Source organism: Amycolatopsis albispora (genome assembly GCF_003312875.1).
Lineage (GTDB): Bacteria > Actinomycetota > Actinomycetes > Mycobacteriales > Pseudonocardiaceae > Amycolatopsis > Amycolatopsis albispora.
This window is the reverse complement of the sequence record NZ_CP015163.1, coordinates 1,199,882-1,223,451: the sequence shown is the minus strand read 5'-3', so window position 1 is coordinate 1,223,451 and position 23,570 is coordinate 1,199,882. Positions and strand designations below refer to the sequence as shown.

Sequence of the window (23,570 nt, the reverse complement as noted above, 5' to 3'; positions counted from 1 at the left end):
GGTCACCTTTCTCCGTGGTCCACTTGCCTAGCGGCGGTTGGCGCGGGCCTTGGCCTTCGCCTCCCGCCGGGCCTGCTTGGCGGAGTACAGCAGCCGCGAATGCGCCGCGTACCGGTCGTAGGCCAGCGCGGCGTCCGGATTGCGCGTGGCCACCTTCGCCAGCCACTGCGGTGCGATGCGCTCGTGCATCCACAGGAAACCGATGGCGAAACCGGCGCTCACGATCGCCTGGAAGGCCAGGAAACCGAGCACGTCGGCCGGTACTCCCGGCTCACCGAGGATGGCGTAGCGCGCGGCCGCCTCCTGGAACAGCCTGGCCAGCGGGAAGCCGACCAGCCAGAGCAGCGCGGCCGGGGCGAAGGTGCCCGGCCGGACCTTGCCCGCGGTCATCAGCAGGCTGTACAGCCCGCCGACGAGCCCCAGTGGCAGCGCGAGCGCCACCGCGGAGACCATCGCCCAGCCGGCCGGCTGCCCGGCGAGCGCGGTCAGCCCGCCCGCCACCACCCCGGCCAGGGTGCCCACGGCGAACCCGGGGAAAGCCAGCTCACCGAGACGGCGGAAACGTTGGGTACCCGGCGCGCCCATCAGTCCAGCACCACGCCGAAGCGGATCAGGCTGTAGAACAGCATGCCGAGGTAGAACAGCGCGCCGAAGCCGATCACCAGGTTCGTCCACAGCTTGGGCCGGATCGGTTTCGGCAGCAGCCGGTTGTTCACCAGCAGCAGCACCACGCAGTAGGCACCCATGGAGAACGCCGACAGGAACGCCAGCACGTCCAGGATCTGGCTCGGGCCGTCCGCCGGGCCGAACAGCAGGATGCCGATGCCGAACAGGATCAGGCCCCACAGGAAGCCCGCGTACAGGTGCGACATCTTCAGCTTCTTCGCGCCGGGCACGAAGAAGTAGGTCATGTCCGCCTGACCGCGGGAGAACGAGTCGAACAGGCCCAGCGTGGCGTTCATCCCGATCAGCGCGATGAAGCCGAGGAACACCGTGCCGAGCACCGGCCCGCCGACCGAGGAGAAGGTGTCCGACATCGCGCTCAGCGCCGCTTCCCGCTCCCCGGCCTCGATCAGCGCCTTGACGTCGGGGCTGTTGCGGTCCGCCGCGCGGGCCAGCACCGTGAACGAGATCGTCACCAGCATCGTGACGCCCCAGAACAACAGCAGCGCGTCGAAGGTGACCCAGCGCCGCCAGCCCTTCCACTTGCGCATCTCCTCCGGGTCGGAGGTGTCGAACATGTACCCGCGCGAGGGCATCTGCTCCTCGTTGCCGGCGTGCCGCAGGCCGCGGATCTTGGGGATGTGGCTGCCCATCGCGGCGCCGCTGTCGCGCAGGTGCAGCGTGTACCACATCTGCTGCATGCCGGACGGCCCGGCGAAGGCGATCGAACCGACCACGATCGGGAACCAGGTCGACGACATCGCCTCCTGCGGGAAGTACCCGAAGGCGAACATGCCGGACAGCGTGCTGGTCACGTCGCTCCAGTTGCCCACCATGGAGGCCACCACCGCGGTGCCGAGCACCAGCAGCCCGATCATGATCGAGAGCAGGTTCTCCAGCAGGTTGTAGACCACCTTGGCCAGGCTGAAGATGACGCCGACCAGCACCAGGCCCACGCAGGCGGCCACCACCCACGGTATGCCGGTTATCTCCTCCAGTGCCGCCGCCCCGGCCGAGACGTGCCCCGGCCAGATGTAGACGAGGATCGCCACCGCGAAGAAGAACCACATCAGCGGCTTGAAGATGCGCGCGGCGCCGGTGAAGATGCTCTCCCCGGTCGCCATCGCGTACCGCGCCATTTCCAGCATCACGATGGCCTGCAGCGTCACGCCGATCAGGAACAGCCACCGGATGTCGGGCCCGAACACCAGCACCAGCCTCGGCCACATGTAGGACTCGCCCATGCCGACGCCGAGCGCCACCAGGAACACCGTCGGCCCGAGGATGTGGATGGAGGGTGGGGCCTCGGGCAGCGGGCGGATCGGCATCGGCTCGAGGCCGCCAGCCTTCCACACCCGTTCCCCGGCTGGTGAGGCCGCGGCCTCACCACTCGCCGATCCCGAGATCGGCACTTTCGAAGAATCCACCATTGGCCTCTCCGTTTCACCGCGTTGTAGTCACACCGCATTTACCTCGCTCGCGTGGAGACCCCCTCCCGGCCGCACGCCCGGTCTCAGGGGCGCAGCAGCCCGGCCGACCGCGCCCACCGGTACTTCGCGCCGAGCACCTGGACCGGGCGCTCGGTGGTGTACGGATACGCCACGACGCCGTGGTCGAACAGGTACTCGCAGGCCTGCTCGACCTCGGTGTCCCCCGCCAGTGAGGCCACCACGGGCTTGTCGATGCCCTGGTCCCTGGCCTCCCGCACGACCCGGGCGATCAGCTCGGCGAAGACCATCGGCGGGGTGACGATGGTATGCCAGTAACCGAGGATCAGCGCGTGGATGCGCTCGTCGGTCAGCCCGAGCCGGACCGTGGCCTCGTAGGTCGACGGCGGTTCGCCGCCGGTGATGTCGATCGGGTTGCCCGCCGCGCCGAACGGCGGGATGAACTTGCGGAAGGATTCGTCCAGATCGGGCGGAATGTCCATCAGGGACAGTCCAGCCTCGACACACGCGTCCGACAGCAGCACGCCCGAACCACCCGCACCGGTGATGATCACGACGTTCTCCCCCTGCGGGGTGGGCAGCAGGGGCAGGCCGCGGGCGTATTCGAGCATTTCGTTCAACCCGGGCGCGCGCACCACCCCGGCCTGCCGCAGGATGTCGTCGTAGACCTTGTCGTCACCGGCCAGCGCGCCGGTGTGCGAGCTGGCCGCCCGCGCGCCGAGCGCGGTCCGGCCCGCCTTGAGCACCACCACCGGCTTCTTCTTGGTGATCCGGCGTGCCGCGTCGACGAAGGCCCTGCCGTCCTTGAGGTCCTCCAGGTGCATCGCCACGCAGGTGGTGTTGTCGTCGTGCTCGAAGAAGGTGAGCAGGTCGTCCTCGTCCACATCGGACTTGTTGCCCAGCCCGACGATGGCCGACACGCCCATCTTCGTGGTCCGGCTGAAGCCGAGGATGGCCATGCCGATCCCGCCGCTCTGCGAGGTCAGCGCGACCCCGCCGCGCACGTCGTACGGCGTGCAGAAGGTGGCGCACAGGTTGCTCGGCGTGTAGTAGTAGCCGTAGATGTTCGGCCCGAGCAGGCGGATCCCGTGCCGCCGGGCCACTTCGACCACCTGGTCCTGCAGTTCCACGTTGCCCGTCTCGGCGAACCCGGACGGGATCAGCACCGCCGCCGAGACGCCCTTGGCACCGCATTCCTCCAGCGCGCCGGGCACGAACTTCGCCGGGATGGCGAACACCGCGACGTCGATTTCGCCCGGTACGTCCCCGATGGCCTTGAACGCCTGGCGGCCCTCGACCTCGTCGGACTTGGGGTTGATCGGGTAGATCTGCCCCGCGTACCCGCCGCCGATCAGGTTGCGCATCACCGAGTTGCCGATCTTGCCCTGCTCGTTCGACGCGCCGATCACCGCCACCGCGGCCGGGTTCATCAGCTTCGTCATCACCCGCAGGATCTCCTCGGGCTCCGGCCGCACCGGCTCGGCGACCTCGCCGGTCTCCACCAGGATCCGGACGTCGGCCGCGGTGGCGGAGTCCTTGGTGGCGAACACCGGGTTGAGGTCCACCTCGGCGATTTCCGGGAAGTCGGTGACCAGCCGGGAAACCCGCTCGATCACCGCGGCCAGCGCCTCGGCGTCCACCGGGTCCGCGCCACGCACCCCGCGCAGCACCTCGGCCGCCTCGATACCGTCCAGCATGGACCGCGCTTCGCCCGCGTCGATCGGCGCCAGCCGGAAGGTGATGTCCTTGAGCACCTCGACCAGCACGCCGCCGAGGCCGAAGGCGACCACCTTGCCGAAGGTCGGGTCGGTGGTCGCGCCGATGATCACCTCCTGGCCACCGCCGAGCATCTGCTGCACCTGGATGCCGGCGATCTCCGCGGAAGCGTTGTACGCCTTGGCGTTGGCCAGGATCTTGCGGTAACCCTCCCGCACCTCGTCCGCGCTGTTGACCCCGACGAGCACACCGCCGGCGTCGGTCTTGTGCAGGATGTCCGGTGAGACGATCTTCAGCGCCACCGGGAAACCGAGGTCCGCGGCCAGTTTCGCGGCTTCGTCCTCGGTGGTGGCCAGTCCTTCGCCGGGGGTCGGGATGCCGTAGGCCTCGCAGATCCGCCTGCCTTCGGGCGCGGTCAGCGCCGCCCGCCCCTCGGCCCGCACCTTGTCGAGGACTTCCCGGACTTCCCTGCTCGCGGCGGTATCGGTGCTGCCCAACTCAGATCACTCCGTTCGCTTGCAGTTCGGCCAGTTCGGTGGCGTCCACGCCCAGCTCGCTGCCGTAGATTTCCTGGTTGTGCTCCCCCAGCAGCGGGGAGCGCTCGACCTCGACCGGGGAGTCCGACAGCTTGATCGGGCAGCCGACGGTGGTGAACTCGCCGCGCTCGGGGTGCTCGACGCGCACCACCATGTCGTTGTCGGCCAGCGAGGTGTCCTCGATCAGCTCCTTGGTGGACATGATCGGCCCGCACGGCACGTTGTGCGCGTTGAGCTTCGCGAGCACCTCCCACTTGCTGTGGTTGATCGTCCACTCCTCGATCAGCTGGAACATCTTGTCCAGCTTGGGCAGCCGCGCCTCCGGCGTGGCCCATTCGGGGTCGTCGGCCAGTTCGGGGCGGCCGATCAGCCTCGCGATCGGCTCCCAGCCGACCGGCTGCACGATCACGTACACGTAGTCGTTCGGCCCGCCCGGCGCGCACCGCACCGCCCAGCCCGGCTGCCCGCCGCCGGAGGCGTTGCCCGAGCGCGGCACCTCGTCACCGAACTGGTCGTTCGGGTACTCGGCCAGCACGCCGTGGCTGAGCCGCTGCTGGTCGCGCAGCTTCACGCGGCACAGGTTCAGCACCGCGTGCTGCATGGCCACGGTGACCCGCTGCCCCCGGCCGGTGTGCTCGCGCTGGTAGAGCGCGGCGAGAATGCCGGCCACGGTGTGGATGCCGGTGCCGGAGTCACCGATCTGCGCGCCGGTCGCCAGCGGCGGACCGTCCTCGAAGCCGGTGGTGCTCATCGAGCCGCCCATCGCCTGCGCGACCACCTCGTAGGCCTTGAAGTGCTTGTACGGCCCTTCGCCGAAACCCTTGATGGAGGCGTAGATCAGCCGCGGGTTCAGCTCCTGCAGCTTCTCCCAGCCGTAGCCCATCCGCTCGATGGTGCCCGGCCCGAAGTTCTCCACCAGGATGTCGAACCGCGGCACCATCTCGGTGAACAGCTGCTTGCCGCGCTCGCTTTTCATGTTCAGCGTGATGCTGCGCTTGTTGCTGTTCAGCATGGTGAAGTAGAGACTGTCCACATCGGGCAGATCACGCAGCTGCTTGCGGGTGATGTCGCCGGACGGCGCCTCCAGCTTCACCACGTCCGCGCCGAGCCACGCCAGCACCTGCGTGCACGACGGACCGGACTGCACATGGGTCATGTCGAGCACGCGAACGCCCGCCAACGCCTTGCTGGTCATCTCCGCACTCCCCTACTTGTACATGGTCTGGTTCATCGTTCCCGGCGCGTAGACGTCGGGATCGACCCAGACGTTGATCAGCGACGGCTTGCCGGACTCACGGGCGCGCTCGAGCGCCGGGCGGATGTCCGCCGGGTCGCGGACCTCTTCGCCGTAGCCGCCGAGCATGCGGGCGAACTCGTCGTAGCGGACGTCGCCCAGGGTGTTGCCGATCCGGCCGCGTGGTTCGCCGTACTTCTGGATCTGGCCGTAGCGGATCTGGTTCATCGACGAGTTGTTCCCGACGATGCCGACGAACGGCAGGTTGAACCGGACCATGGTCTCGAAGTCCCAGCCGGTCAGCGAGAACGCGCCGTCACCGAACAGGCAGACCACTTCGGACTCCGGCCGGGCGTACTTGGCCGCCATCGCGAACGGCACGCCGACGCCGAGTGTCCCGAGTGGACCGGGGTCCATCCAGTTGCCCGGTGCCTTCGGCTGCACCACCTGCCCGGAGAAGGTGACGATGTCGCCGCCGTCGCCGATGTAGATGGAGTCCTCGGTGAGGAACTCGTTGATCTCGTGCACCAGGCGGTACGGGTCGATCGGGTTCTGGTCGGACAGCTGGCGCGGCAGGCGCTTCTGGTAGGCCTCGTTCTCCACCGCGCGCAGCTCCTCCAGCCACGCCTTGCGCTTGACCGCGCCGTTGCTGATCCGGCCGGTGGAGGCCGCGGTGACCGCGGTCAGCACCAGGCCGGCGTCGCCGACGATGCCGAGGTCGACGTCGCGGTTCTTGCCGACGGTGCGGTAGTCCAGGTCGACCTGCACCACGGTGGCCTCGCGGGAAAGCCTGCGCCCGTACCCCATCCGGAAGTCGAACGGGGTGCCGACGATGATGATCAGGTCGGCGTTGTTGAACGCGTAGCGCCGCGAGAGCTGGAAGTGGTGCGGGTCGCCGGGCGGTAGCGTGCCGCGGCCGGAACCGTTCATGTAGGCCGGTACGTTGAGCCGCCGCGCGAACTCGGTGGCCGCCTCGGTGGCCCGGCAGGTCCACACCTGGCTGCCCAGCAGCACGCACGGCTTTTCCGCGTGCGCCAGCAGGTCCGCCAGTTTCTCGATGGCCACCGGGTCACCGGCCGAGCGGGTGGAGGCGCGGTAGTGCCCGGCCTCGGGCACGCGGGCCTTGTCCACCGGGACCTTCGCGTCGAGCACGTCACGCGGGATCTCCAGGAACGACGGCCCCGGCGCGCCGTGGAAGCATTCGCGGAAAGCCATCGAGACGATGTCCGCCGCGCGCTCGGTGGCGGGCACGGTGGCCGCGAACTTGGTGATCGGGGTCATCATGTCCACGTGCGGGAGGTCCTGCAGGGACCCCATCTTGTGCTGGGACAGCGCGCCCTGGCCGCCGATCAGCAGCATCGGGCTCTCCGCGCGCAGCGCGTTCGCCACGCCGGTGACCGCGTCGGTGGTGCCGGGACCGGCGGTGACCACCGCGCAGCCCGGCTTGCCGGTGATCCGGGCGTACCCGTCGGCCGCGTGCGCGGCCACCTGCTCGTGGCGGACGTCGACCACGTCGATGCCCTCGTCCACGCAGCCGTCGTAGATGTCGATGATGTGCCCGCCGCAGAGGGTGAAGATCACGTCCACGCCCTCGGCCTTGAGTGCCTTCGCCACGAGGTGGCCGCCTGAGATCAGTTCGGGCGTTTCCGTGCGCTCCGCCCCACCGACCCCCGCGGCGCTCTCCGGCACTGTCTGGACCGTCTGCGCCATTGCCTCGTCACTCCTCACTCGGTCGAACCGGTCGTACCCGCTCACGGTGTTCCGCATACTGCATACCGTATGAATCCATATCGTGGACCTCGGCGCTGACCGTTGTCCACCCCCAATCGCCGGATGACGCGATCTTCAGTCGCGCCAGTCGATCCGCGGCCAGCCGTCGGCGAGGCGGTGCACGCGCGCCACCGCCTCGGCCGCCGGAACGCCCCGCCCGACGGCCACGCCGAGCAGGAAGGCGGTGATCGGCGCGGCGGGCCTGGCCACCGCCGAAGCGGATTCCCTGGCCACCTTCAGCACCACCGCCCGCTCGCAGTCCTGGGCGTCGAGCCCGAGTTCGGCGCACACCGCCGCGATCCAGTCGCTGAGCATGGTCATTCGCGCCCACCTCGTTTCCCGGCGGCGAACTCATTGACGAGAGGTACCCATACCGTATACTGCATACAATTCCTACACAAGGAGTGACGCCGTGAAAGTCGCTGTTCTCGGCGCCGGCGCCATCGGCGCGTATGTCGGTGCCCATCTCAGCCGGGCCGGGGCCGAGGTCCACCTCGTCGCCCGCGGCCCGCATCTCCAGGCAATGGCGGAAGCAGGCGTCCGCGTGCTCAGCGCGCGCGGAGACTTCGTGGCGCGGCCACGGGTCACCGACGATCCGGGCACCATCGGCCCGGTCGACCACGTGTTCCTCGGGCTCAAGGCCAACGCGTACGCCGCGGCGGGCCCGATGGTCAAACCACTGCTGCACGAGCGCACCACGCTGATCGCCGCGCAGAACGGCATCCCGTGGTGGTATTTCCACAAGCTGCCGGGCAGGTATGAGAACTACCGGATCCGCAGCGTCGACCCGGACGGCGCGGTCACCGCCGCGCTGCCGGTGGAGCGGGCGATCGGCTGCGTGGTCTACGCCGCCACCGAGATCACCGCCCCCGGCGTGATCACCCATCTCGAAGGCACCCGCTTCTCCATCGGCGAACCCGACGGCTCGATCTCGGCGCGGTGCACGGAGTTTTCCGCGGCGATGGTCGAGGGCGGGCTGAAGTGCCCGGTGGAGCCCGACCTGCGCCGCGACATCTGGCTGAAGCTGATGGGCAACATCGCCTTCAACCCGATCAGCGCGCTGGCCAGGGCGACCATGGCGGGGATCTGCCGCCACCTCGGCACCCGCGAACTGGTGGTGCAGATGATGCGGGAGACGCTGGCCGTGGCGACCGCGCTGGGCGCGAACCCCGACATCTCCATCGAACGCAGGCTGGCCGGCGCCGAACGCGCCGGCGAGCACAAGACCTCCACGCTCCAGGACCTGGAGAAGGGCAAACCGCTCGAACTGGACGTACTGCTGCAGGCGGTGGTCGAACTGGCCGAGCTGACCGGCGTCGAAGTGCCGACGGTGCGCGCGGTGTGCGCGCTGGCCGACCTGCTCAACCACCAGCTGGTGTCGGCCTGATGGGCCGGGTGACCGCGCGGCGGCGCGTGCTGCGGATCTCGCCGTCCGGGCGCACGTCCCGCGCGGACACCCTGGCCGCCGAAGAACCACTGGAGGTGCGTGTCGCCGGACGTCCGCTCTCGGTAACCATGCGCACCCCCGGCCACGACTTCGACCTGGCTGCGGGCTTCCTGGTCAGCGAAGGCGTCGTCAGCGCGGCGGACGAGGTCAGCGCCATCACCTACTGCGCGGGCGCGACGAACGATGGCTCGAACACCTACAACGTGCTGGACGTCCGCCTGTCCCCCGGTGTCGACCTGCCGGAGTTCTCCCTCGACCGGAACGTGTACATGTCCTCGTCGTGCGGGGTGTGCGGAAAGGCGAGCCTGGACGCGGTCCGCACCGAAGCACGGTGGTCGGTGCGCGAGGACCCGCTTACGCTGGATCCCGCCGTGTTGTCGGAGCTACCGGGCACTTTGCGCGCGGCACAACGGGTTTTCGACCGCACCGGCGGCCTGCACGCGGCCGGACTGTTCACTGTGGACGGTGAGCTACGGTGCCTGCGCGAGGACGTCGGACGGCACAACGCGGTGGACAAGGTGATCGGCTGGGCCCTGCGCTCGGGCATGCTGCCGCTACGCTCGTCAATCCTGCTGGTCTCGGGACGCGCTTCGTTCGAGCTGGTGCAGAAGGCCGTGATGGCCGGAATCCCAGCACTGGCCGCCGTATCCGCCCCCTCGTCACTCGCCGCCGACCTGGCGGAGGAGACCGGCCTCACCCTGATCGGCTTCCTGCGCGGGGACACCATGAACGTCTACACGGGAACGCACCGCCTCACCCCGCACCCAGCGGCCTCGGCCTGCTGACGTACCTCTGATTGGCCGGGGTCGTGATGGTCAAGGTGCCATCAGGCGCGACCTCGTGATGCCAGCCGGGCAGGTCACGCAACTTGTGGTCGGCCCGGCACAACCCGACCAGCGTGGTCGCACCCGTCGGACACCCGTCTTTCCAGCCTCGGCCGCGATTGTCGCAATGATCAAGGTCGCTGAACTGTGCCGGACGCGTACACCCCGGACGACGACACTCGCGATCGCGAACCCGCACCAACTCATCCAGCCCAGCCCGAGGCCGATACCTCCGACGGCCAAGATCCACCACTTGGCCAGTGACGGGATCAGTAATAATTCGCTGGAAGACCGTGCCGGGCCGGGCGGCGATGTCGCGGGCAAGCGACGCCGGGATCGGCCCGTGCCCCGCCAACTCAGCGGGTTCATTGCGGAGCCCGGCGTAGGTGAGGGCATCCAAATACAGATACACATGGGCCTTCACCTCACCGCCGAACTGCTTGCCCACCAACATGTCCAGCGCCACGTCTGCGCGGAGTTGGTCGAGGGTACGGGTCTCGTCAGCAGTCTTCAACAGACGAGCTTGGCGATCGACGCACACGTACGCAGCCACCGCCTTCTCAACAGGGGCGTTCTCCAGGGAGAGCCCAGCCACGCCAGCGGTGCCGTGGTGCAGGTGGAGACCGCGATCCTCACGGGGACTACGGGCACGCTCCTCGAACCCTTCGGGATCGGCGCGGGCCGCCGCCGAAGTCGCCGACCGGCGAGCCCCCGTCGGATTCTTCCCCTCAAGGCGACCAGCCATCACCTCATCAACCATCGCAGCCTTGTCGTCGGCGAGCCAGGCGGCCGCGTCATTCACGGCGACCGCCGAGGCCATCGGAACAGCACCGGCCTCCACAAGACCCAGCACAGCCGGGAAACGATCGACCAAGCCTTCGGCGTGGGCAATCAGGGCGTGGGCCTTGTATTTGGTCAAACACAAAGCCATAGACAATTCCTCGGCCACCCCACGCCTCATCGAAGAAGCTCGGGCGAACGAGACCACCTGCCGGACCAGCCGAGCCTCAAGCCGGGCAATCTCCGCAGCAGTGGATTTCAAATCAAGGAGGATCTCCCCCTCAGAAGATTCCATACCCAATTATATCACACATACGTTCGAAACAAAAGGGTGCCTACAAAAAGCGCCCCACCTACCCACCCACACCTGCCCCAACCCCGGTCCACAGCCAAAAACACGGCGAAGACCTTGTTGTCAAGGTACTCTTTCCAGCCTTGACAACAAGGTCTTCGCCGTAGTCACAATCAAATACCGGGGTGGCCCACCCCAAAATCACCCGCGCCCAGACAACCGCTCCACCACCCGCAACAACCCAGAATGATCCAACCCCCCATCCCCCTGCGCCCTCGCCGCCCCGATCAACTGCGCCGTCAACGCCCCCACCGGCAACGCCACTTCCGCCTCCCGGGCCGCCGCCAGCACAATCCCCATATCTTTATGATGCAAGTCAATCCGGAACCCAGGCTGAAACTCCCGCGCCACCATCGACTTCCGCTTCAACTCCAGAATCCGGCTCCCCGCCAATCCCCCAGCCAACACCTCCAACCCGGCCCCCGCGTCCACCCCGGACGCCTCCAGCAGCACAATCGCCTCAGCCACCAGTGCGTAAATCCCACCAACCACCAACTGATTGGCGGCCTTCACCGTCTGCCCCGCCCCGTGTGGCCCCACATGCACCACCGTCTTGCCCAGCACCTCGAAGATCCCCGAAGCCGCGTGGAAGTCCTTCTCCTCACCACCGGCCATAATGGACAGTGTGCCGTCGATCGCGCCCTGCTGACCACCGCTGACCGGAGCGTCGAGCACTCGAAGGCACCGGGTCGAACCGAGCGCCGCCACCCGGCGGGACGTCTCCGGCCGGATCGTGCTCATGTCGATCAGCAGCGTGCCCGGCTTCGCGTTGTCGAGCACCCCGTCCTCCCCCAGCACCACCTCCTCCACCTGCGGCGAATCCGGCAGCATGGTGATCACCACGTCCGCGTCGGCCACCGCGTCGGCGATCCGGTCGCAGGCGCGCCCGCCCGCGGCGGTCAGCTGCGCGAGCGCGGGCCGATGCACGTCGTACCCGGCCACGTCGTACCCCGCGGCCGCCAGGTTCACCGACATCGGGCCGCCCATGATGCCGAGTCCGATGAAGCCGATCGAGTTGCTCATTCGCCCTCCAGGATCCGGCGCACCAGGTTCGCCGTCTCGGTCGGTGTCCGGCCCACCAGCACACCGACCGCCTCCAGCGCGGCCTTCTTCGCCTCGGCGGTGCCGGACGAACCGGACACGATCGCGCCCGCGTGCCCCATGGTTTTCCCTTCCGGGGCGGTGAATCCGGCGACGTAACCGACCACCGGCTTGGTCACCCGCTCGCGGATGTACTCGGCCGCGCGTTCCTCGGCGTCGCCGCCGATCTCGCCGATCAGCACGATCACCTCGGTCGCCGGATCGGCCTGGAACTCCGCCAGCGCGTCGATGTGCGTGGTCCCGATGACCGGGTCACCGCCGATGCCGACCGCCGTGGTGAAGCCGATGTCGCGCAGTTCGTGCATCAGCTGGTAGGTCAACGTGCCGGACTTCGACACCAGCCCGATCGGCCCGGCCCCGGTGATGTCCGCCGGGATGATCCCCGCGTTGGACTTCCCGGGGCTGATCACGCCGGGGCAGTTCGGCCCGATGATCCGCGTCCGGCCGCCCTTCGCGACCGCGTGCGCCCAGAAATACGCCGAATCGTGCACCGGGATGCCCTCGGTGATCACCACCGCCAGCCCGATCTCCGCGTCGATCGCCTCGAGGACCGCGTCCTTCGCGAACTTCGGCGGCACGAAGATGACCGAGGTGTCCGCGCCGGTTTCCACCATCGCCTTGCCGACGTCGTCGTAGACCGGCAACCGCTGACCGCCGATCTCGGCGGTCTGCCCGCCGCGGCCGGGGGTCACCCCGCCGACCACGGTCGCGCCGGCCGCGAGCATGCGCGCGGTGTGCTTGCGGCCCTCGGACCCGGTCATGCCCTGGACGATGATCCTGGAGTGCTCGGTGAGAAAGATGGCCATCGGCTCACGCTCCGGCTAGTTCGGCCGCGCGCCGCGCGGCGGAGTCCATGGTGTCGGCCCTGATCAGCCCCGGCAGGGCGGCGCGGTCGAGGATTTCGCGGCCCGCCTCGGCGTTGTTGCCGTCCAGGCGCACCACGATCGGCCGCTCCACGGTGCCGAGCAGGTCGAAGGCCTTGACGATGCCGTCGGCGACCGCGTCGCAGGCGGTGATCCCGCCGAACACGTTCACCAGCACGCTGCGCACCGCCGGATCGGAGAGAATGATCTCCAGCCCGGCGGCCATCACCTCGGCCGACGCGCCACCGCCGATGTCGAGGAAGTTCGCCGGTGCCGCGCCCGCCCCGGCCACCACGTCCAAAGTGGACATCACCAGCCCGGCGCCGTTGCCGATCACGCCGACCTGGCCGTCGAGCTTGACGTAGTTGAGCCCCTTGGCCTTCGCCGCCGATTCGAGCGGTTCCTCGGTTTCGGTGTCCTCCAGCGCGGCGTGCTCCGGGTGGCGGAAGGCGGCGTTGGCGTCGAGGGTGACCTTCCCGTCCAGCGCGACGATCTCGCCGTCGCCAGCACGGGCCAGCGGATTCACCTCGACCAGCGTGGCGTCCTCCGCGACGAAGACCTCCCACAGCTTCACCAGCACGCCTGCGGCGTCGTCGGGCAGCCCGGCGGCGGCCGCGATCTCCTTGGCCTTGGCCAGGTCGACGCCCGCGATGGCGTCGACGGGCACCCTGGCCAGCGAATCCGGGTTCTCCTCGATGTCCACCCCGCCCTCGGCCGAAGCCAGCGCGAGAAAGCTGCGCCCGGCGCGGTCGAGCAGGAAGGAGACGTAGAACTCCGCGCGGATGTCAGCGGCCGGGGTGACCAGCAGGCGGCGCACCACGTGCCCCTTGATGTCCATGCCGAGGATCGCCTCGGCACCGGCACGCACGGCTTCGGGAGTGCTGGCGAGCTTCACTCCCCCGGCTTTGCCGCGCCCGCCGGTTTTCACCTGTGCCTTGAGGACCACGGGAGTGCCGAATTCCGCGGCCGCGTCGACGGCGGCGCCGGGAGCGGTGACCACGCGCTGCGGGCCGACCGGTACTCCGTGCGCCGAGAACAGCTCCTTGGCTTGGTACTCGTACAGATCCACGATCTGTAGACTGTATGCAGTATGTAAGACGCTGTCTAGGCCCAAGCGGGCACACCCGACAGCTCACCCCGGCGGCGGCCCCGCCGGGGTGAGCGTCAGCAGGCTCAGCAGTAGAGGTTGCCGCCGGGGTCGACGCCGAGCACCGCGGCGAAGTTCTGGTACGCGGTGACCCGGCTCTGCACCTGGCCGGGGTTCTTGCCGTCGCATTCGAGCGCGCCGTTGATGCTGCGGATGGTCTCCCCGAAGCCGCGGCCGTTGACCATCGCGTCGTGCGGGGTCATCGTGCCGGGGCCGCTCTGGGTGTTCCAGTACCAGAGGCCGGTCCGCCAGGCCACGGCCGCGTCGTTCTGCACCAGGTACGGGTTGTTGAGCAGGTCGATGCCCAGCGCGTCACCCGCGGCCTTGTAGTTGAAGTTCCAGCTGAGCTGGACCGGGCCGCGGCCGTAGTAGGCGGCCTGCCCGGCCGGGCAGCCGTAGGGCTGGGTGGCGTCGCAGTAGTGCGGGTAGTTGTCCTGGTTCTGCTCCACGATGTGGACCAGGCCACCGGTCTCGTGGTTGACGTTGGCCAGGAACGCGGCCGCTTCCTGCTTCTTCACCGTGTCACTGCCGGTGTTGGCGAAGCCGGGGTACGAGCTCATCGCGGCGGTCAGCCCGCTGTAGGTGTAAAACGGGTTCCGGTTCGGGAACATCTGGTTGAACTGGGCCTCGCTGACCACGAACGCGGCGGCGTTCACGTCGCCTTCGGCCGTTCCGGTGGTTTCGGAACCCGCCGAAGCGACCGACGGCAGCACCACCGCGAGCGCGCCCGCGGCCAGTGAAGCCGCCACCACGGCCAGCTTCCGGTGAATGGACTTGCGGATGGACATAGTGCCTCCATGCCTGGTGGGGACCGGGCAGTCGCGGCCGGTCCGCGTCCGGACACGCTCCGCGACCTGGTATGCCCACCGACAATGGACTAGACCAATGTCCCCGTCAAGACGACCGGCACACCTTGTCCGGTTTTGTCAGAAGATTCCCAACCGGGTGCACACCCTTCACCAACATGCCCCGGCGTCTACAAAGGACGTTCCACGGTTGCCATCCGGCGGAACACTCGATCGATTCGGTGGAAAAGTACTGGCGAACCGCCCGGCCCCGGGTGTTCAACGGTTTGACCGGGAGCGGTTCCGGCTATTCCGCCGGGCAGCGCCACCGGCGAGGAAGTGGAGCGAGTGATGCCTGCCGAAGAACGAAGAGCCAGCACCGCGCTGAAGGTGGTCTACCTCGGCGACTCCGCCGCGATCCGCGAACTGGCCGCCTGGGCCGGGCGGCACGGGGTGATCGCGGCGGATGAGGTAGCGGACGGGGTCATCTGCGGTGTGGTCGACCAGGAACTGCTGCACGGCGACGAGCCGCGGCTGAAGCGCCTGCGGGAACGGCACCTGCCCTGCCTGACCGTCTCCCGCGGCTGGTGCTTCCTGGCCTCGGCCATCGGGCAGGGCGTGCGGCCGGTCGCCTGAGCCGGTGGCGGGGTATCAGGGGTTACGATCACCCGCATGCGTGACGACGAACGGCCGTTCGTCGAGATCGCCTGCGACGAATCGGGGTCCGAGGGCGAAAAGCTCATCGGCGGGGAAACCGACGTCTTCGCCCACGCCGGGGTGGCGCTGAGCCCGGCCGCCGCCGCGGCCTGCCTGACCGAGATCCGCGGCCGCATCCGCTCCCCCGCGCTCGAATACAAGGCGAACCACCTGCTGCGGTCCAAGCACCGGCCGGTGCTGACCTGGCTGCTGGCCCCCGGCGGTCCGCTGTCCGGCGTGGCCGTGGTGCACCTGACCGACAAGGCGTTGTTCACCGCCGGGCTGCTGGCCGAGCTGCTCGGCGAAGACCGGGACCGCCTGCACGGCGACGGGCTGCGGGCCTTCGGCGCCGCCGGCTGGTCACGCGTGCTCGGCGCCTTCAACGATCTCATTCGCACCACGAACCGTCAGGAGCCCGCCGATTCCCTCGCCGAACTGGTGGCGGGCACCGGCTTGGCGGACCGGCTGCGGCGCGCGGACGTCGCCGCCTGGCGCGGCGGCGCGCTGGTGAACCCGCTGCTGCCCGCGCTCGCCGAAACCGTGCGCTGGTTCGGCGACGGCGGCCACGGCGTTTCGGTGGTGCACGACGAACAGCCTTCGCTGACCGCCGAACGGCTCACCGTGGTGCGCCGGTTGCTGGGAAATGTCCCGCTGCGGCTGCGCTTTGTCGATTCCCGCGCGGACGCGCGCGTGCAGGTCGCCGATTTCCTCGCCGGAGTGGCCAGGAAAATCGCCTCCGACGAGCTGAACGGACGCGGTGACGCCGAGCTGAGCGCGTTGCTGCGGCCGTTCACCGCGCCTACCTCCGCATGGTGGAACGGACTGCGCCGGGGATCGGGCCGTGACCTCGCCGTGGGAGGATGACCGCGTGACTTCCGACGTGATGGCGTCCAGCGAGGGCCCTCCCCTGTCCGTGCGGACGGAGCGGCTCGGCGCCACGGTGCTCGTGGTGGTGGGCGGCGAAATCGACCTGCTCACCGCGCCCCGCGTGCGGGCCGCGGGTGCCGAAGTGCTGCGGGAGCGGCCGTCCCGGCTCGTCCTGGACCTGACCGACGTGGTGTTCCTGGCGTCGGCCGGGCTGGAGGCCATGGTCTCGCTGCGCGACGAAGCCGGGGAAGCCACCGAACTGCGCGTGGTCGCGGGCGGCACCGCCACCCTCCGCCCGCTGGAAATCACCGGGCTGACCGAGGTGCTCGACGTCTACCGCACCCGTGAAGAAGCGCTCGGCCGGAATTAACCCACTCGCGCCAGTAATCGCCTGACCCGAACCGGTCGCGGCGGCGGTAAGTTGAACCGCGGTGCCGCCGGTCCCGGCCGCGACCGGCCGATTCGAAGCGGGGTTGTGGCATGGGCGAGGCGACGATCAAGGAAAACCGCGCACCACACCGGGCCGAGCAGCCGGAACTGCGGCAATTGCTGGCGGGACTGACCGCCGTGCGCGACGGCGATTTCGGCATCCGGCTGCCCGGTGACGCCGACGGGCTGCTCGGGGAAATCGCCACCGTCTTCAACGGCATGGTGGACCAGCTTTCCCTGTTCACCTCCGAGGTCACCCGGGTGGCGCGCGAAGTCGGCACCGACGGCCGCCTCGGCGGGCAGGCGCAGGTGCCCGGGGTTTCCGGTACCTGGGAGGACCTCACCGATTCGGTGAACGCGATGGCGGGCAACCTCACCACGCAGGTGCGTGACATCGCGCAGGTGGCCACCGCGGTGGCCAGCGGGGACCTTTCGCAGAAGATCGACGTGGACGCGCGCGGCGAAATCCTGGAACTCAAGGAAACCGTCAACACGATGGTGGACCAGCTTTCCTCGTTCGCCGACGAAGTCACCCGCGTGGCGCGCGAAGTGGGCAGTGAAGGCCGCCTCGGCGGGCAGGCGCAGGTGCCCGGGGTGGGCGGGGTGTGGCGCGATCTCACCGATTCGGTGAATTTCATGGCCGGGAACCTCACCGATCAGGTGCGCAATATCGCGCAGGTGACCACCGCGGTGGCAAAAGGGGACCTTTCGCAGAAAATCGACGTGGACGCGCGCGGCGAAATCCTCGAACTGAAGAACACCATCAACACCATGGTCGACCAGCTCTCCTCGTTCGCCGACGAAGTCACCAGAATGGCGCGCGAAGTGGGCACCGAGGGAATTCTCGGCGGGCAGGCCGACGTGAAGGGCGTGTCCGGCACCTGGCGCGACCTGACCGACTCGGTGAACTTCATGGCGGGCAACCTGACCGCGCAGGTGCGGTCCATCGCCCAGGTCGCCACCGCGGTGGCGCGGGGCGACCTGTCGCAGAAGATCACCGTCACTGCGCGCGGGGAAATCCTGGAACTCAAGAACACCATCAACACCATGGTGGACCAGCTGTCCGCCTTCGCCGACGAAGTCACCCGCGTCGCCCGCGAAGTCGGCACCGAAGGCCGTCTCGGCGGGCAGGCCGACGTCAAGGGCGTGTCCGGCACCTGGAAGGCGCTCACCGAATCGGTGAACGTGATGGCCGACAACCTGACCGCGCAGGTGCGGTCCATCGCGCAGGTGACCACCGCGGTGGCCAAGGGCGACCTGTCGCAGAAGATCCGGGTGGACGCGCGCGGGGAAATCCTGGAACTGAAGGAAACCATCAACACGATGGTCGATCAGCTCTCCGCCTTCGCCGACGAAGTCACCCGCGTCGCCCGCGAAGTCGGCACCGAGGGCAATCTCGGCGGGCAGGCGACCGTGCGCGGCGTTTCGGGCACCTGGGAGGACCTGACCGACAACGTGAACGTGATGGCGTCGAACCTGACCGGTCAGGTTCGCTCCATCGCGCAGGTCGCCGCCGCCGTGGCGCGCGGTGACCTGTCGCAGAAGATCACCGTGGAGGCCAAGGGTGAGGTGGCCGCGCTCGCCGGGGTGATCAACACGATGGTGGACACGCTGTCCGCCTTCGCCGACGAGGTCACGCGCGTCGCCCGCGAGGTCGGCACCGAAGGCATGCTCGGCGGGCAGGCGCAGGTGCCGAACGTGGCGGGCACCTGGAAGGACCTCACCGACAACGTCAACTTCATGGCGAACAACCTGACCAACCAGGTGCGCAACATCGCCCAGGTGACCACCGCGGTGGCGCTCGGTGACCTGACCCGCAAGATCGACGTGGACGCGCGCGGCGAAATCCTCGAACTGAAGACCACCATCAACACCATGGTGGACCAGCTTTCGGCGTTCGCCGCCGAGGTCACGCGCGTGGCGCGCGAGGTCGGCAAGGAAGGCCGTCTCGGCGGGCAGGCCGAGGTCGAAGGCGTGTCCGGCACCTGGAAGCGGCTCACCGAGAACGTCAACGAGCTGGCCGGGAACCTGACCCGCCAGGTGCGCGCGATCGCCGAGGTGACCAGCGCGGTGGCCGAGGGCGACCTGACCCGCTCGATCACCGTGGAGGCCTCCGGGGAGGTGGCCGAGCTCAAGGACAACATCAACTCGATGGTGGAGTCGCTGCGCGAGACCACCAAGGCCAACCAGGAACAGGACTGGCTCAAGTCCAATCTCGCCCGCATTTCCAGCCTGATGCAGGGCCGCCGCGACCTGGCCGTGGTCGCCGAGCTGATCATGGACGAGCTGGCACCGCTGGTTTCGGCCCAGTACGGCGCCTTCTACCTCGCCGACGAGTCCTCGGCGACCCCCGAGCTGCGGTTGATCGCCGCGTACGGGCACCCGGCCGCCGACGGCGACATCCGCTTCCGGTTCGGCGAATCGCTGGTCGGGCAGGCGGCCCGCGGCCGCAGGACGATCGCGGTGGACGAGATGCCCGCCGGGTTCATCGCCATCTCCTCCGGGCTGGGCCGGACCACGCCGACCAATCTGCTGGTGCTGCCGATCGTGGTCGAGGACCAGGTGCTCGGCGTGATCGAGCTGGCCTCGGTGCACCGGTTCACCGCCACCCATCGCGACTTCCTCGACCAGCTGATGGAAACCGTCGGCGTCAACGTGAACACCATCGTGGCCAACGCGCGGACCGACGAGCTGCTGGTCGAGTCGCAGCGGCTGGCCACCGAGCTCCAGTCGCGCTCGGGCGAGCTGCAGATCCGGCAGGAGGAACTGCAGCGGTCCAACGCCGAGCTGGAGGAGAAGGCCGCGCTGCTGGCCAGCCAGAACAGCGACATCGAGGCGAAGAACCTGGAGATCGAGCAGGCCAGGCAGGAGCTGGAGACCCGCGCGCAGCAGCTCACCATCGCCTCGAAGTACAAGTCCGAGTTCCTCGCGAACATGAGCCACGAACTGCGGACGCCGCTGAACAGCCTGCTCATCCTGGCCCAGCTGCTGGCGCAGAACCCCACCCGCAACCTGACCTCGAAGCAGGTCGAGTACGCCGGCATCATCCACTCCGCCGGCTCGGACCTGCTGCAGCTGATCAACGACATCCTGGACCTGTCGAAGGTCGAGGCCGGCAAGATGGACATCAGCCCGGAGCGCGTGCCGCTGCGGCGGCTGCTGGACTACGTCGAGGCCACCTTCCGGCCGCTGACCACGCAGAAGAACCTGACCTTCCGCGTGCGGACCGCGCCGGGCGTGCCGGTCGACCTGCTCACCGACGACTCGCGGCTGCGCCAGGTGCTGCGCAACCTGCTGTCCAACGCGGTGAAGTTCACCGAGGAGGGCGGGGTCGAGCTGCTCATCGAACCGGCCACCGAGCCGGAGCTGCCCGCGCCGGTCGGCCACCACGGCGCGGCCATCGCCTTCCGGGTCACCGACACCGGCATCGGCATTCCCGAGCAGCAGCTGCAGTCCATTTTCGGCGCCTTCCAGCAGGCCGACGGCACCACCAGCCGCAAGTACGGCGGCACCGGGCTGGGCCTGTCGATCAGCCGGGAGATCGCCTTCCTGCTCGGCGGGGTGATCACCGTGGCCAGCAGCCCCGGCCACGGCAGCACGTTCACCCTGTACCTGCCGGTGGCCAGGCCCGACTTCGAAGAGGCCTCCCCCGCGCCCGCGCCCGATCCCGCGCCGGAACCCGACGCGGCCGCGGGCCCGCCCCAGCAGCGGCGGCTGCTGGTGATCGAGAAGTACCCGCGCGGCCTGCTGTCGCTGGTGGCCGAGAGCGTGCTGGCCGACCTGGCCGACGTGCCCGACAGCATCGAGACCAGGGGGCCGGTCGAGCTGGTCACCGTGGTCGGCGCCGAGGAGGCCGCCGCCGCGCTCGCCGCGCAGGCGTTCCACTGCGTGGTGCTGGAACTGGACATGCCCGACGGCGCCGGCCTGCGCTTCCTCGCCGCGATGGACGGCGATTCGGCGCTGCGCTCGGTGCCGGTGCTGGCGCACCACAACCGGCGGCTCGACGGCGACGCCGAGCGCGCGCTGCAGGCCAGGGCCAGCGCGCGGCCGCTGGAACTGCTGTCCAGCCTGGACGACCTGCGGGAGCGGATCGCGCTGCACATGACCGCCGAGCAGCCCGGTGACGTGCTGCCGCTGGTCCGCGCGCAGGCCCCCGAATCGCCGGGTGCACCGCGTGCGGTGGATCGGCGGGTGGCCGGGCGTACCGTGCTGGTGGTCGATGACGACACCCGCAACGTCTACGCGCTGACCAGCATGCTGGAGGTGCACGGCCTGCGGGTGCTGCACGCGGAGAACGGGCGGCGCGGGGTGGAGGCGCTGCTCGCGCACCCGGAGATCGACCTGGTGCTGATGGATGTGATGATGCCGGAAATGGACGGCTACGCGGCCACCGCGGCGATCCGGGCGATGCCCGAGCACCGCGACCTGCCGATCATCGCGGTCACCGCCAAGGCGATGCCGGGTGACCAGGAGAAGAGCCTCGGTTCCGGTGCCAGCGACTACGTGACCAAGCCGGTCGACTCCGCGCGGCTGCTGGCCTGCATCCAGCGCTGGCTGGAGGACTAGGTGGCCGATCCGAAAACCGACACCGCCGAGACCGCCGACACCGCGGACCTGAGCAGGCTCGCGGCCACCGTCGAGCGGCTGCGGGCCGAGGTCCGGCAGGCGCACGCCGAGGCCGAGGGCAGGGCGCTGGTCGAGCTGGCCAAGGGCATCCTGGTGGAAAGGCTCCACTGTGGACCGTCGCAGGCCGCGCGGCAGCTGGCGGAACTGGCCGGGCGGGCCGGGGTGCCGCAACTGGAACTGGCCGCGGACATCATCAACCAGTCCTCGCGCGACAAGCTGGGCGAGGCGGCGGACGAGCTGGTCGCGACGGCCGCCGCGCGGGAACCGGGTCCGTCGGCGGCGGTTCGCCTGCGCAGCGCGGAAAGCGGGGTGTCGGCGGCGTCGGACGCGCAGGCCGTCGCCGAATCGCTGCTGGCGCACGCGCTCGCCCCGCTGGGCGCGACCGCGGTGGCGATCTGGGCCGCGGGCGCGGACGGTTCCCTTTCACTGGCGGGTTTCGCCGGGCTCACCGCGGAGGAAGCGGGGCGGTGGCGGTACGTGCCGCCGGGACCGGTCACCCCGGCACGCCAGGCGCTCACCGAACGCCGCCTGGTCTGGCTGGAGCAGCTCACCACCCCGTCGATCGGCCAGCGGGAGGTAGCGGGCGCGCGGGTGACCGTGCCCGCCGACGCGGGCGGCCGCATCCTCGGGGTGCTGGAGGTCTGCTGGCCGGAGCCGCTGGCCAGGCAGCCGCGGCAGATCGAGCGGCAGCTCGAAGCGCTGGCCGGCCTGTGCGCGCACACCCTGGACGCCCCGGCCGTCTCGCCCGCCGGGGAACCCGGTGCGGCCCGGCTGGTGGCCGTCGCGGACGCGGTGCTCGACCCGGCGCTGGTGCTGCTGCCCGAACTCGGTCCCGACGGCGGGCTGCTGGACTTCCGCATCCACCACGCCAACGCCGCCTTCGCCGATCCCGCCGGGCGGCCGCGCAACGCCGTGGTCGGCGCGCGGCTGCTCGAGGTGTACCCGATGGTGGCCGGGAAAAGCGGGTTGTACGACAAGGTCGAGCACGTGCACGCCACCGGTGAGCCGTTCCGCACCAGGCAGACCACGCTCACCACGCTGGTGGACCAGGTGCCGGTGACGCTGACCGCGGGCATCAGCGTCAGCCGTCACGGCGACGCGGTGCTGCTGGTCTGGCGCGTGCAGGACGAGACGGCGCGGCTGGCCAGCCTGCTGCAGCACGCGCAGCGGCTCGGCCGGATCGGCGGGTTCGAGGAGAACGCGGTCACCGGTGAAATCGCCTGGAACACCGAGGTCTTCGCGTTGTACGGGCTGCCGGTGACGGCGGAACCCATTGCGCTGCAACGGTTGTCCGCGCACGCCGACCCCGACGACGCGATCGCCATCGGCCGGTTCCTGCGCACCCTGCTACACCACCGGCGGCCCGCGTCCACGGCGTTCCGGCTGCAGCGGCCGGACGGCATCTCGCGGCACATCCGGGTGATCGCCGATCCGGTGCTCGACGCGGACGGGCGGCTGCTCACCGTGCGCGGGGCGTACCAGGACATCTCGGCGCAGCACTGGACCGAGGTGGCGCTGGCGGCCACGCGGGACCAGCTGGCGCACAGCGAGCAGCAGTCCGCCGAGCGCAACCGGCTGGCCCTGCACCTGCAGCGCGCGATCATGCCGACCGCGCCCGACCCGATCGCGACCGCCGGGCTGCGCGTGGCCGTGCACTACCGTCCCGCCGAAAACGACCAGCTCGTCGGCGGCGACTGGTACGACGCGGTGACCCTGCCGTCGAAGCAGATCCTGCTCTCGGTCGGCGACATCGCCGGGCACGGCATCGAAGCGGCGACCGGCATGGTGGTGCTGCGGAACGCGCTGCGCGGGCTGGCCGCCACCGGCGCCGGTCCGGCGCAGCTGCTCACCTGGCTGAACCTGGTGGCGCACCACCTGGCGAAACGGGTGATCGCGACCGCGGTGTGCGGCATCTACGACCCGGCGACGCGCGTGCTGCGGTGGGCGCGGGCCGGGCACCTGCCGCCGGTGCTGATCCGGGAGCGGCGGGCGAGCTGCCAGCCGATGATCGGCGGCATCCTCCTCGGCGCCACGGCGGCGGCCGAGTACGAGGAGCAGAGCGTGCAGCTGGCGCCGTCGGACATCCTGCTGCTCTACACCGACGGCCTGATCGAGCGGAAGGGCCGGTCCATCGACGAGGCCATCGCGCAGCTGCTCACCCTGGCCGAGACCCCGGCGGACTCGCTCGAAGCCACGCTGGACACCCTGCTCACCCACAGCAACGCCGACACCGACGACGACACCTGCATCGTCGGCATCCAACTCGACTGAGGTGTCACGAATGTG

18 protein-coding genes are annotated in these 23,570 nt (G+C 69.5%); 7 read left to right on the top strand and 11 right to left on the bottom strand.

What is annotated here, in order from left to right; all coding sequences use genetic code 11:
• Positions 1-27: 27 nt before the first annotated feature.
• From A4R43_RS05890 to A4R43_RS05865, 6 genes are all read right to left on the bottom strand, one after another.
• Positions 28-585: a hypothetical protein gene (locus tag A4R43_RS05890; protein ID WP_113691374.1), complete on the bottom strand. Its 558-nt coding sequence runs from the start codon at positions 583-585 to the stop codon at positions 28-30.
• The gene (locus A4R43_RS05885) at positions 585-2,093 is read right to left on the bottom strand and encodes an Nramp family divalent metal transporter (protein ID WP_113691373.1); all 1,509 of its coding nucleotides are present in this window, start codon (positions 2,091-2,093) and stop codon (positions 585-587) included. Before A4R43_RS05885 ends, A4R43_RS05890 begins: the two co-directional genes overlap by 1 nt.
• 83 nt (positions 2,094-2,176) lie before the next feature.
• Entirely contained in the window at positions 2,177-4,324 is a 2,148-nt protein-coding gene (locus tag A4R43_RS05880) for an acetate--CoA ligase family protein (RefSeq protein WP_113691372.1), read from the bottom strand.
• Between the two features lies 1 nt (position 4,325).
• Positions 4,326-5,558, bottom strand: a complete 1,233-nt coding sequence (gene frc / locus A4R43_RS05875; RefSeq protein WP_113691371.1) for a formyl-CoA transferase — start codon at positions 5,556-5,558, stop codon at positions 4,326-4,328.
• A gap of 12 nt (positions 5,559-5,570) precedes the next feature.
• Entirely contained in the window at positions 5,571-7,307 is a 1,737-nt protein-coding gene (locus tag A4R43_RS05870) for a thiamine pyrophosphate-binding protein (protein ID WP_113691370.1), read from the bottom strand.
• A 135-nt stretch (positions 7,308-7,442) separates the two neighbouring features.
• Positions 7,443-7,688, bottom strand: a complete 246-nt coding sequence (locus A4R43_RS05865) for a DUF6457 domain-containing protein (RefSeq protein ID WP_113691369.1) — start codon at positions 7,686-7,688, stop codon at positions 7,443-7,445.
• Positions 7,689-7,779: 91 nt separating this feature from the next.
• Here A4R43_RS05865 and A4R43_RS05860 point away from each other — a divergent pair, with 91 nt between their 5' ends.
• Positions 7,780-8,754, top strand: a complete 975-nt coding sequence (locus A4R43_RS05860; protein ID WP_113691368.1) for a 2-dehydropantoate 2-reductase — start codon at positions 7,780-7,782, stop codon at positions 8,752-8,754.
• Complete coding sequence (fdhD, locus tag A4R43_RS05855) at positions 8,754-9,599, top strand: formate dehydrogenase accessory sulfurtransferase FdhD (protein WP_113691367.1); 846 nt, start codon at positions 8,754-8,756, stop codon at positions 9,597-9,599. The genes A4R43_RS05860 and fdhD overlap by 1 nt, the downstream gene beginning before the upstream one ends.
• Here the strand turns inward: fdhD and A4R43_RS05850 are convergent.
• The 5 genes from A4R43_RS05850 to A4R43_RS05830 all read right to left on the bottom strand — a co-directional run bounded on the left by A4R43_RS05850 (position 9,568) and on the right by A4R43_RS05830 (position 14,669).
• A complete protein-coding gene (locus A4R43_RS05850; protein WP_113691366.1) occupies positions 9,568-10,713 on the bottom strand; it encodes a DUF222 domain-containing protein in 1,146 nt (381 codons plus the stop codon). The two genes, fdhD and A4R43_RS05850, sit on opposite strands and share 32 nt — an antisense overlap.
• A 198-nt stretch (positions 10,714-10,911) precedes the next feature.
• Positions 10,912-11,793 (bottom strand): 2-hydroxy-3-oxopropionate reductase, encoded by an 882-nt coding sequence (locus tag A4R43_RS05845; RefSeq protein WP_113691365.1) that lies wholly within the window; start codon positions 11,791-11,793, stop codon positions 10,912-10,914.
• Positions 11,790-12,677 carry a succinate--CoA ligase subunit alpha gene (gene sucD, locus A4R43_RS05840; RefSeq protein WP_113691364.1) on the bottom strand — a complete coding sequence of 296 codons (888 nt, stop codon included), beginning with the start codon at positions 12,675-12,677 and terminating at the stop codon, positions 11,790-11,792. Before sucD ends, A4R43_RS05845 begins: the two co-directional genes overlap by 4 nt.
• A 4-nt stretch (positions 12,678-12,681) precedes the next feature.
• Positions 12,682-13,803: an ADP-forming succinate--CoA ligase subunit beta gene (sucC, locus tag A4R43_RS05835; protein WP_113691363.1), complete on the bottom strand. Its 1,122-nt coding sequence runs from the start codon at positions 13,801-13,803 to the stop codon at positions 12,682-12,684.
• Between the two features lie 104 nt (positions 13,804-13,907).
• Positions 13,908-14,669, bottom strand: a complete 762-nt coding sequence (locus tag A4R43_RS05830) for a chitinase (RefSeq protein ID WP_113691362.1) — start codon at positions 14,667-14,669, stop codon at positions 13,908-13,910.
• 348 nt (positions 14,670-15,017) lie between these two features.
• On the opposite strand from A4R43_RS05830, the gene A4R43_RS05825 reads away from it, so the two are divergent.
• The 5 genes from A4R43_RS05825 (at position 15,018) to A4R43_RS05805 (ending at position 23,555) form a co-directional block, all read left to right on the top strand.
• Positions 15,018-15,302, top strand: coding sequence for a hypothetical protein (locus tag A4R43_RS05825; RefSeq protein WP_113691361.1), 285 nt, complete (start codon positions 15,018-15,020; stop codon positions 15,300-15,302).
• A gap of 36 nt (positions 15,303-15,338) precedes the next feature.
• Positions 15,339-16,226 carry a DUF3800 domain-containing protein gene (locus tag A4R43_RS05820; RefSeq protein ID WP_113691360.1) on the top strand — a complete coding sequence of 296 codons (888 nt, stop codon included), beginning with the start codon at positions 15,339-15,341 and terminating at the stop codon, positions 16,224-16,226.
• 4 nt (positions 16,227-16,230) lie between these two features.
• Positions 16,231-16,599 (top strand): STAS domain-containing protein, encoded by a 369-nt coding sequence (locus A4R43_RS05815; protein ID WP_236808793.1) that lies wholly within the window; start codon positions 16,231-16,233, stop codon positions 16,597-16,599.
• A 110-nt stretch (positions 16,600-16,709) separates the two neighbouring features.
• Complete coding sequence (locus A4R43_RS05810) at positions 16,710-21,224, top strand: HAMP domain-containing protein (protein WP_113691359.1); 4,515 nt, start codon at positions 16,710-16,712, stop codon at positions 21,222-21,224.
• Positions 21,225-23,555, top strand: coding sequence for a SpoIIE family protein phosphatase (locus A4R43_RS05805; RefSeq protein ID WP_113691358.1), 2,331 nt, complete (start codon positions 21,225-21,227; stop codon positions 23,553-23,555).
• The last annotated feature ends 15 nt before the right edge of the window (positions 23,556-23,570 follow it).

Excerpts from the sequence above, each read along its gene's own strand:
- frc (WP_113691371.1), bottom strand. The coding sequence starts at position 5,558 with ATGACCAGCAAGGCGTTGGCGGGCGTTCGCGTGCTCGACATGACCCAT.
- A4R43_RS05825 (WP_113691361.1), top strand. The coding sequence starts at position 15,018 with ATGCCTGCCGAAGAACGAAGAGCCAGCACCGCGCTGAAGGTGGTCTAC.
- sucD (WP_113691364.1), bottom strand. The coding sequence starts at position 12,677 with ATGGCCATCTTTCTCACCGAGCACTCCAGGATCATCGTCCAGGGCATG.
- A4R43_RS05885 (WP_113691373.1), bottom strand. The coding sequence starts at position 2,093 with ATGGTGGATTCTTCGAAAGTGCCGATCTCGGGATCGGCGAGTGGTGAG.
- A4R43_RS05820 (WP_113691360.1), top strand. The coding sequence starts at position 15,339 with ATGCGTGACGACGAACGGCCGTTCGTCGAGATCGCCTGCGACGAATCG.
- A4R43_RS05890 (WP_113691374.1), bottom strand. The coding sequence starts at position 585 with ATGGGCGCGCCGGGTACCCAACGTTTCCGCCGTCTCGGTGAGCTGGCT.
- A4R43_RS05830 (WP_113691362.1), bottom strand. The coding sequence starts at position 14,669 with ATGTCCATCCGCAAGTCCATTCACCGGAAGCTGGCCGTGGTGGCGGCT.
- A4R43_RS05870 (WP_113691370.1), bottom strand. The coding sequence starts at position 7,307 with ATGGCGCAGACGGTCCAGACAGTGCCGGAGAGCGCCGCGGGGGTCGGT.
- fdhD (WP_113691367.1), top strand. The coding sequence starts at position 8,754 with ATGGGCCGGGTGACCGCGCGGCGGCGCGTGCTGCGGATCTCGCCGTCC.
- A4R43_RS05845 (WP_113691365.1), bottom strand. The coding sequence starts at position 11,793 with ATGAGCAACTCGATCGGCTTCATCGGACTCGGCATCATGGGCGGCCCG.
- A4R43_RS05810 (WP_113691359.1), top strand. The coding sequence starts at position 16,710 with ATGGGCGAGGCGACGATCAAGGAAAACCGCGCACCACACCGGGCCGAG.
- A4R43_RS05865 (WP_113691369.1), bottom strand. The coding sequence starts at position 7,688 with ATGACCATGCTCAGCGACTGGATCGCGGCGGTGTGCGCCGAACTCGGG.
- A4R43_RS05850 (WP_113691366.1), bottom strand. The coding sequence starts at position 10,713 with ATGGAATCTTCTGAGGGGGAGATCCTCCTTGATTTGAAATCCACTGCT.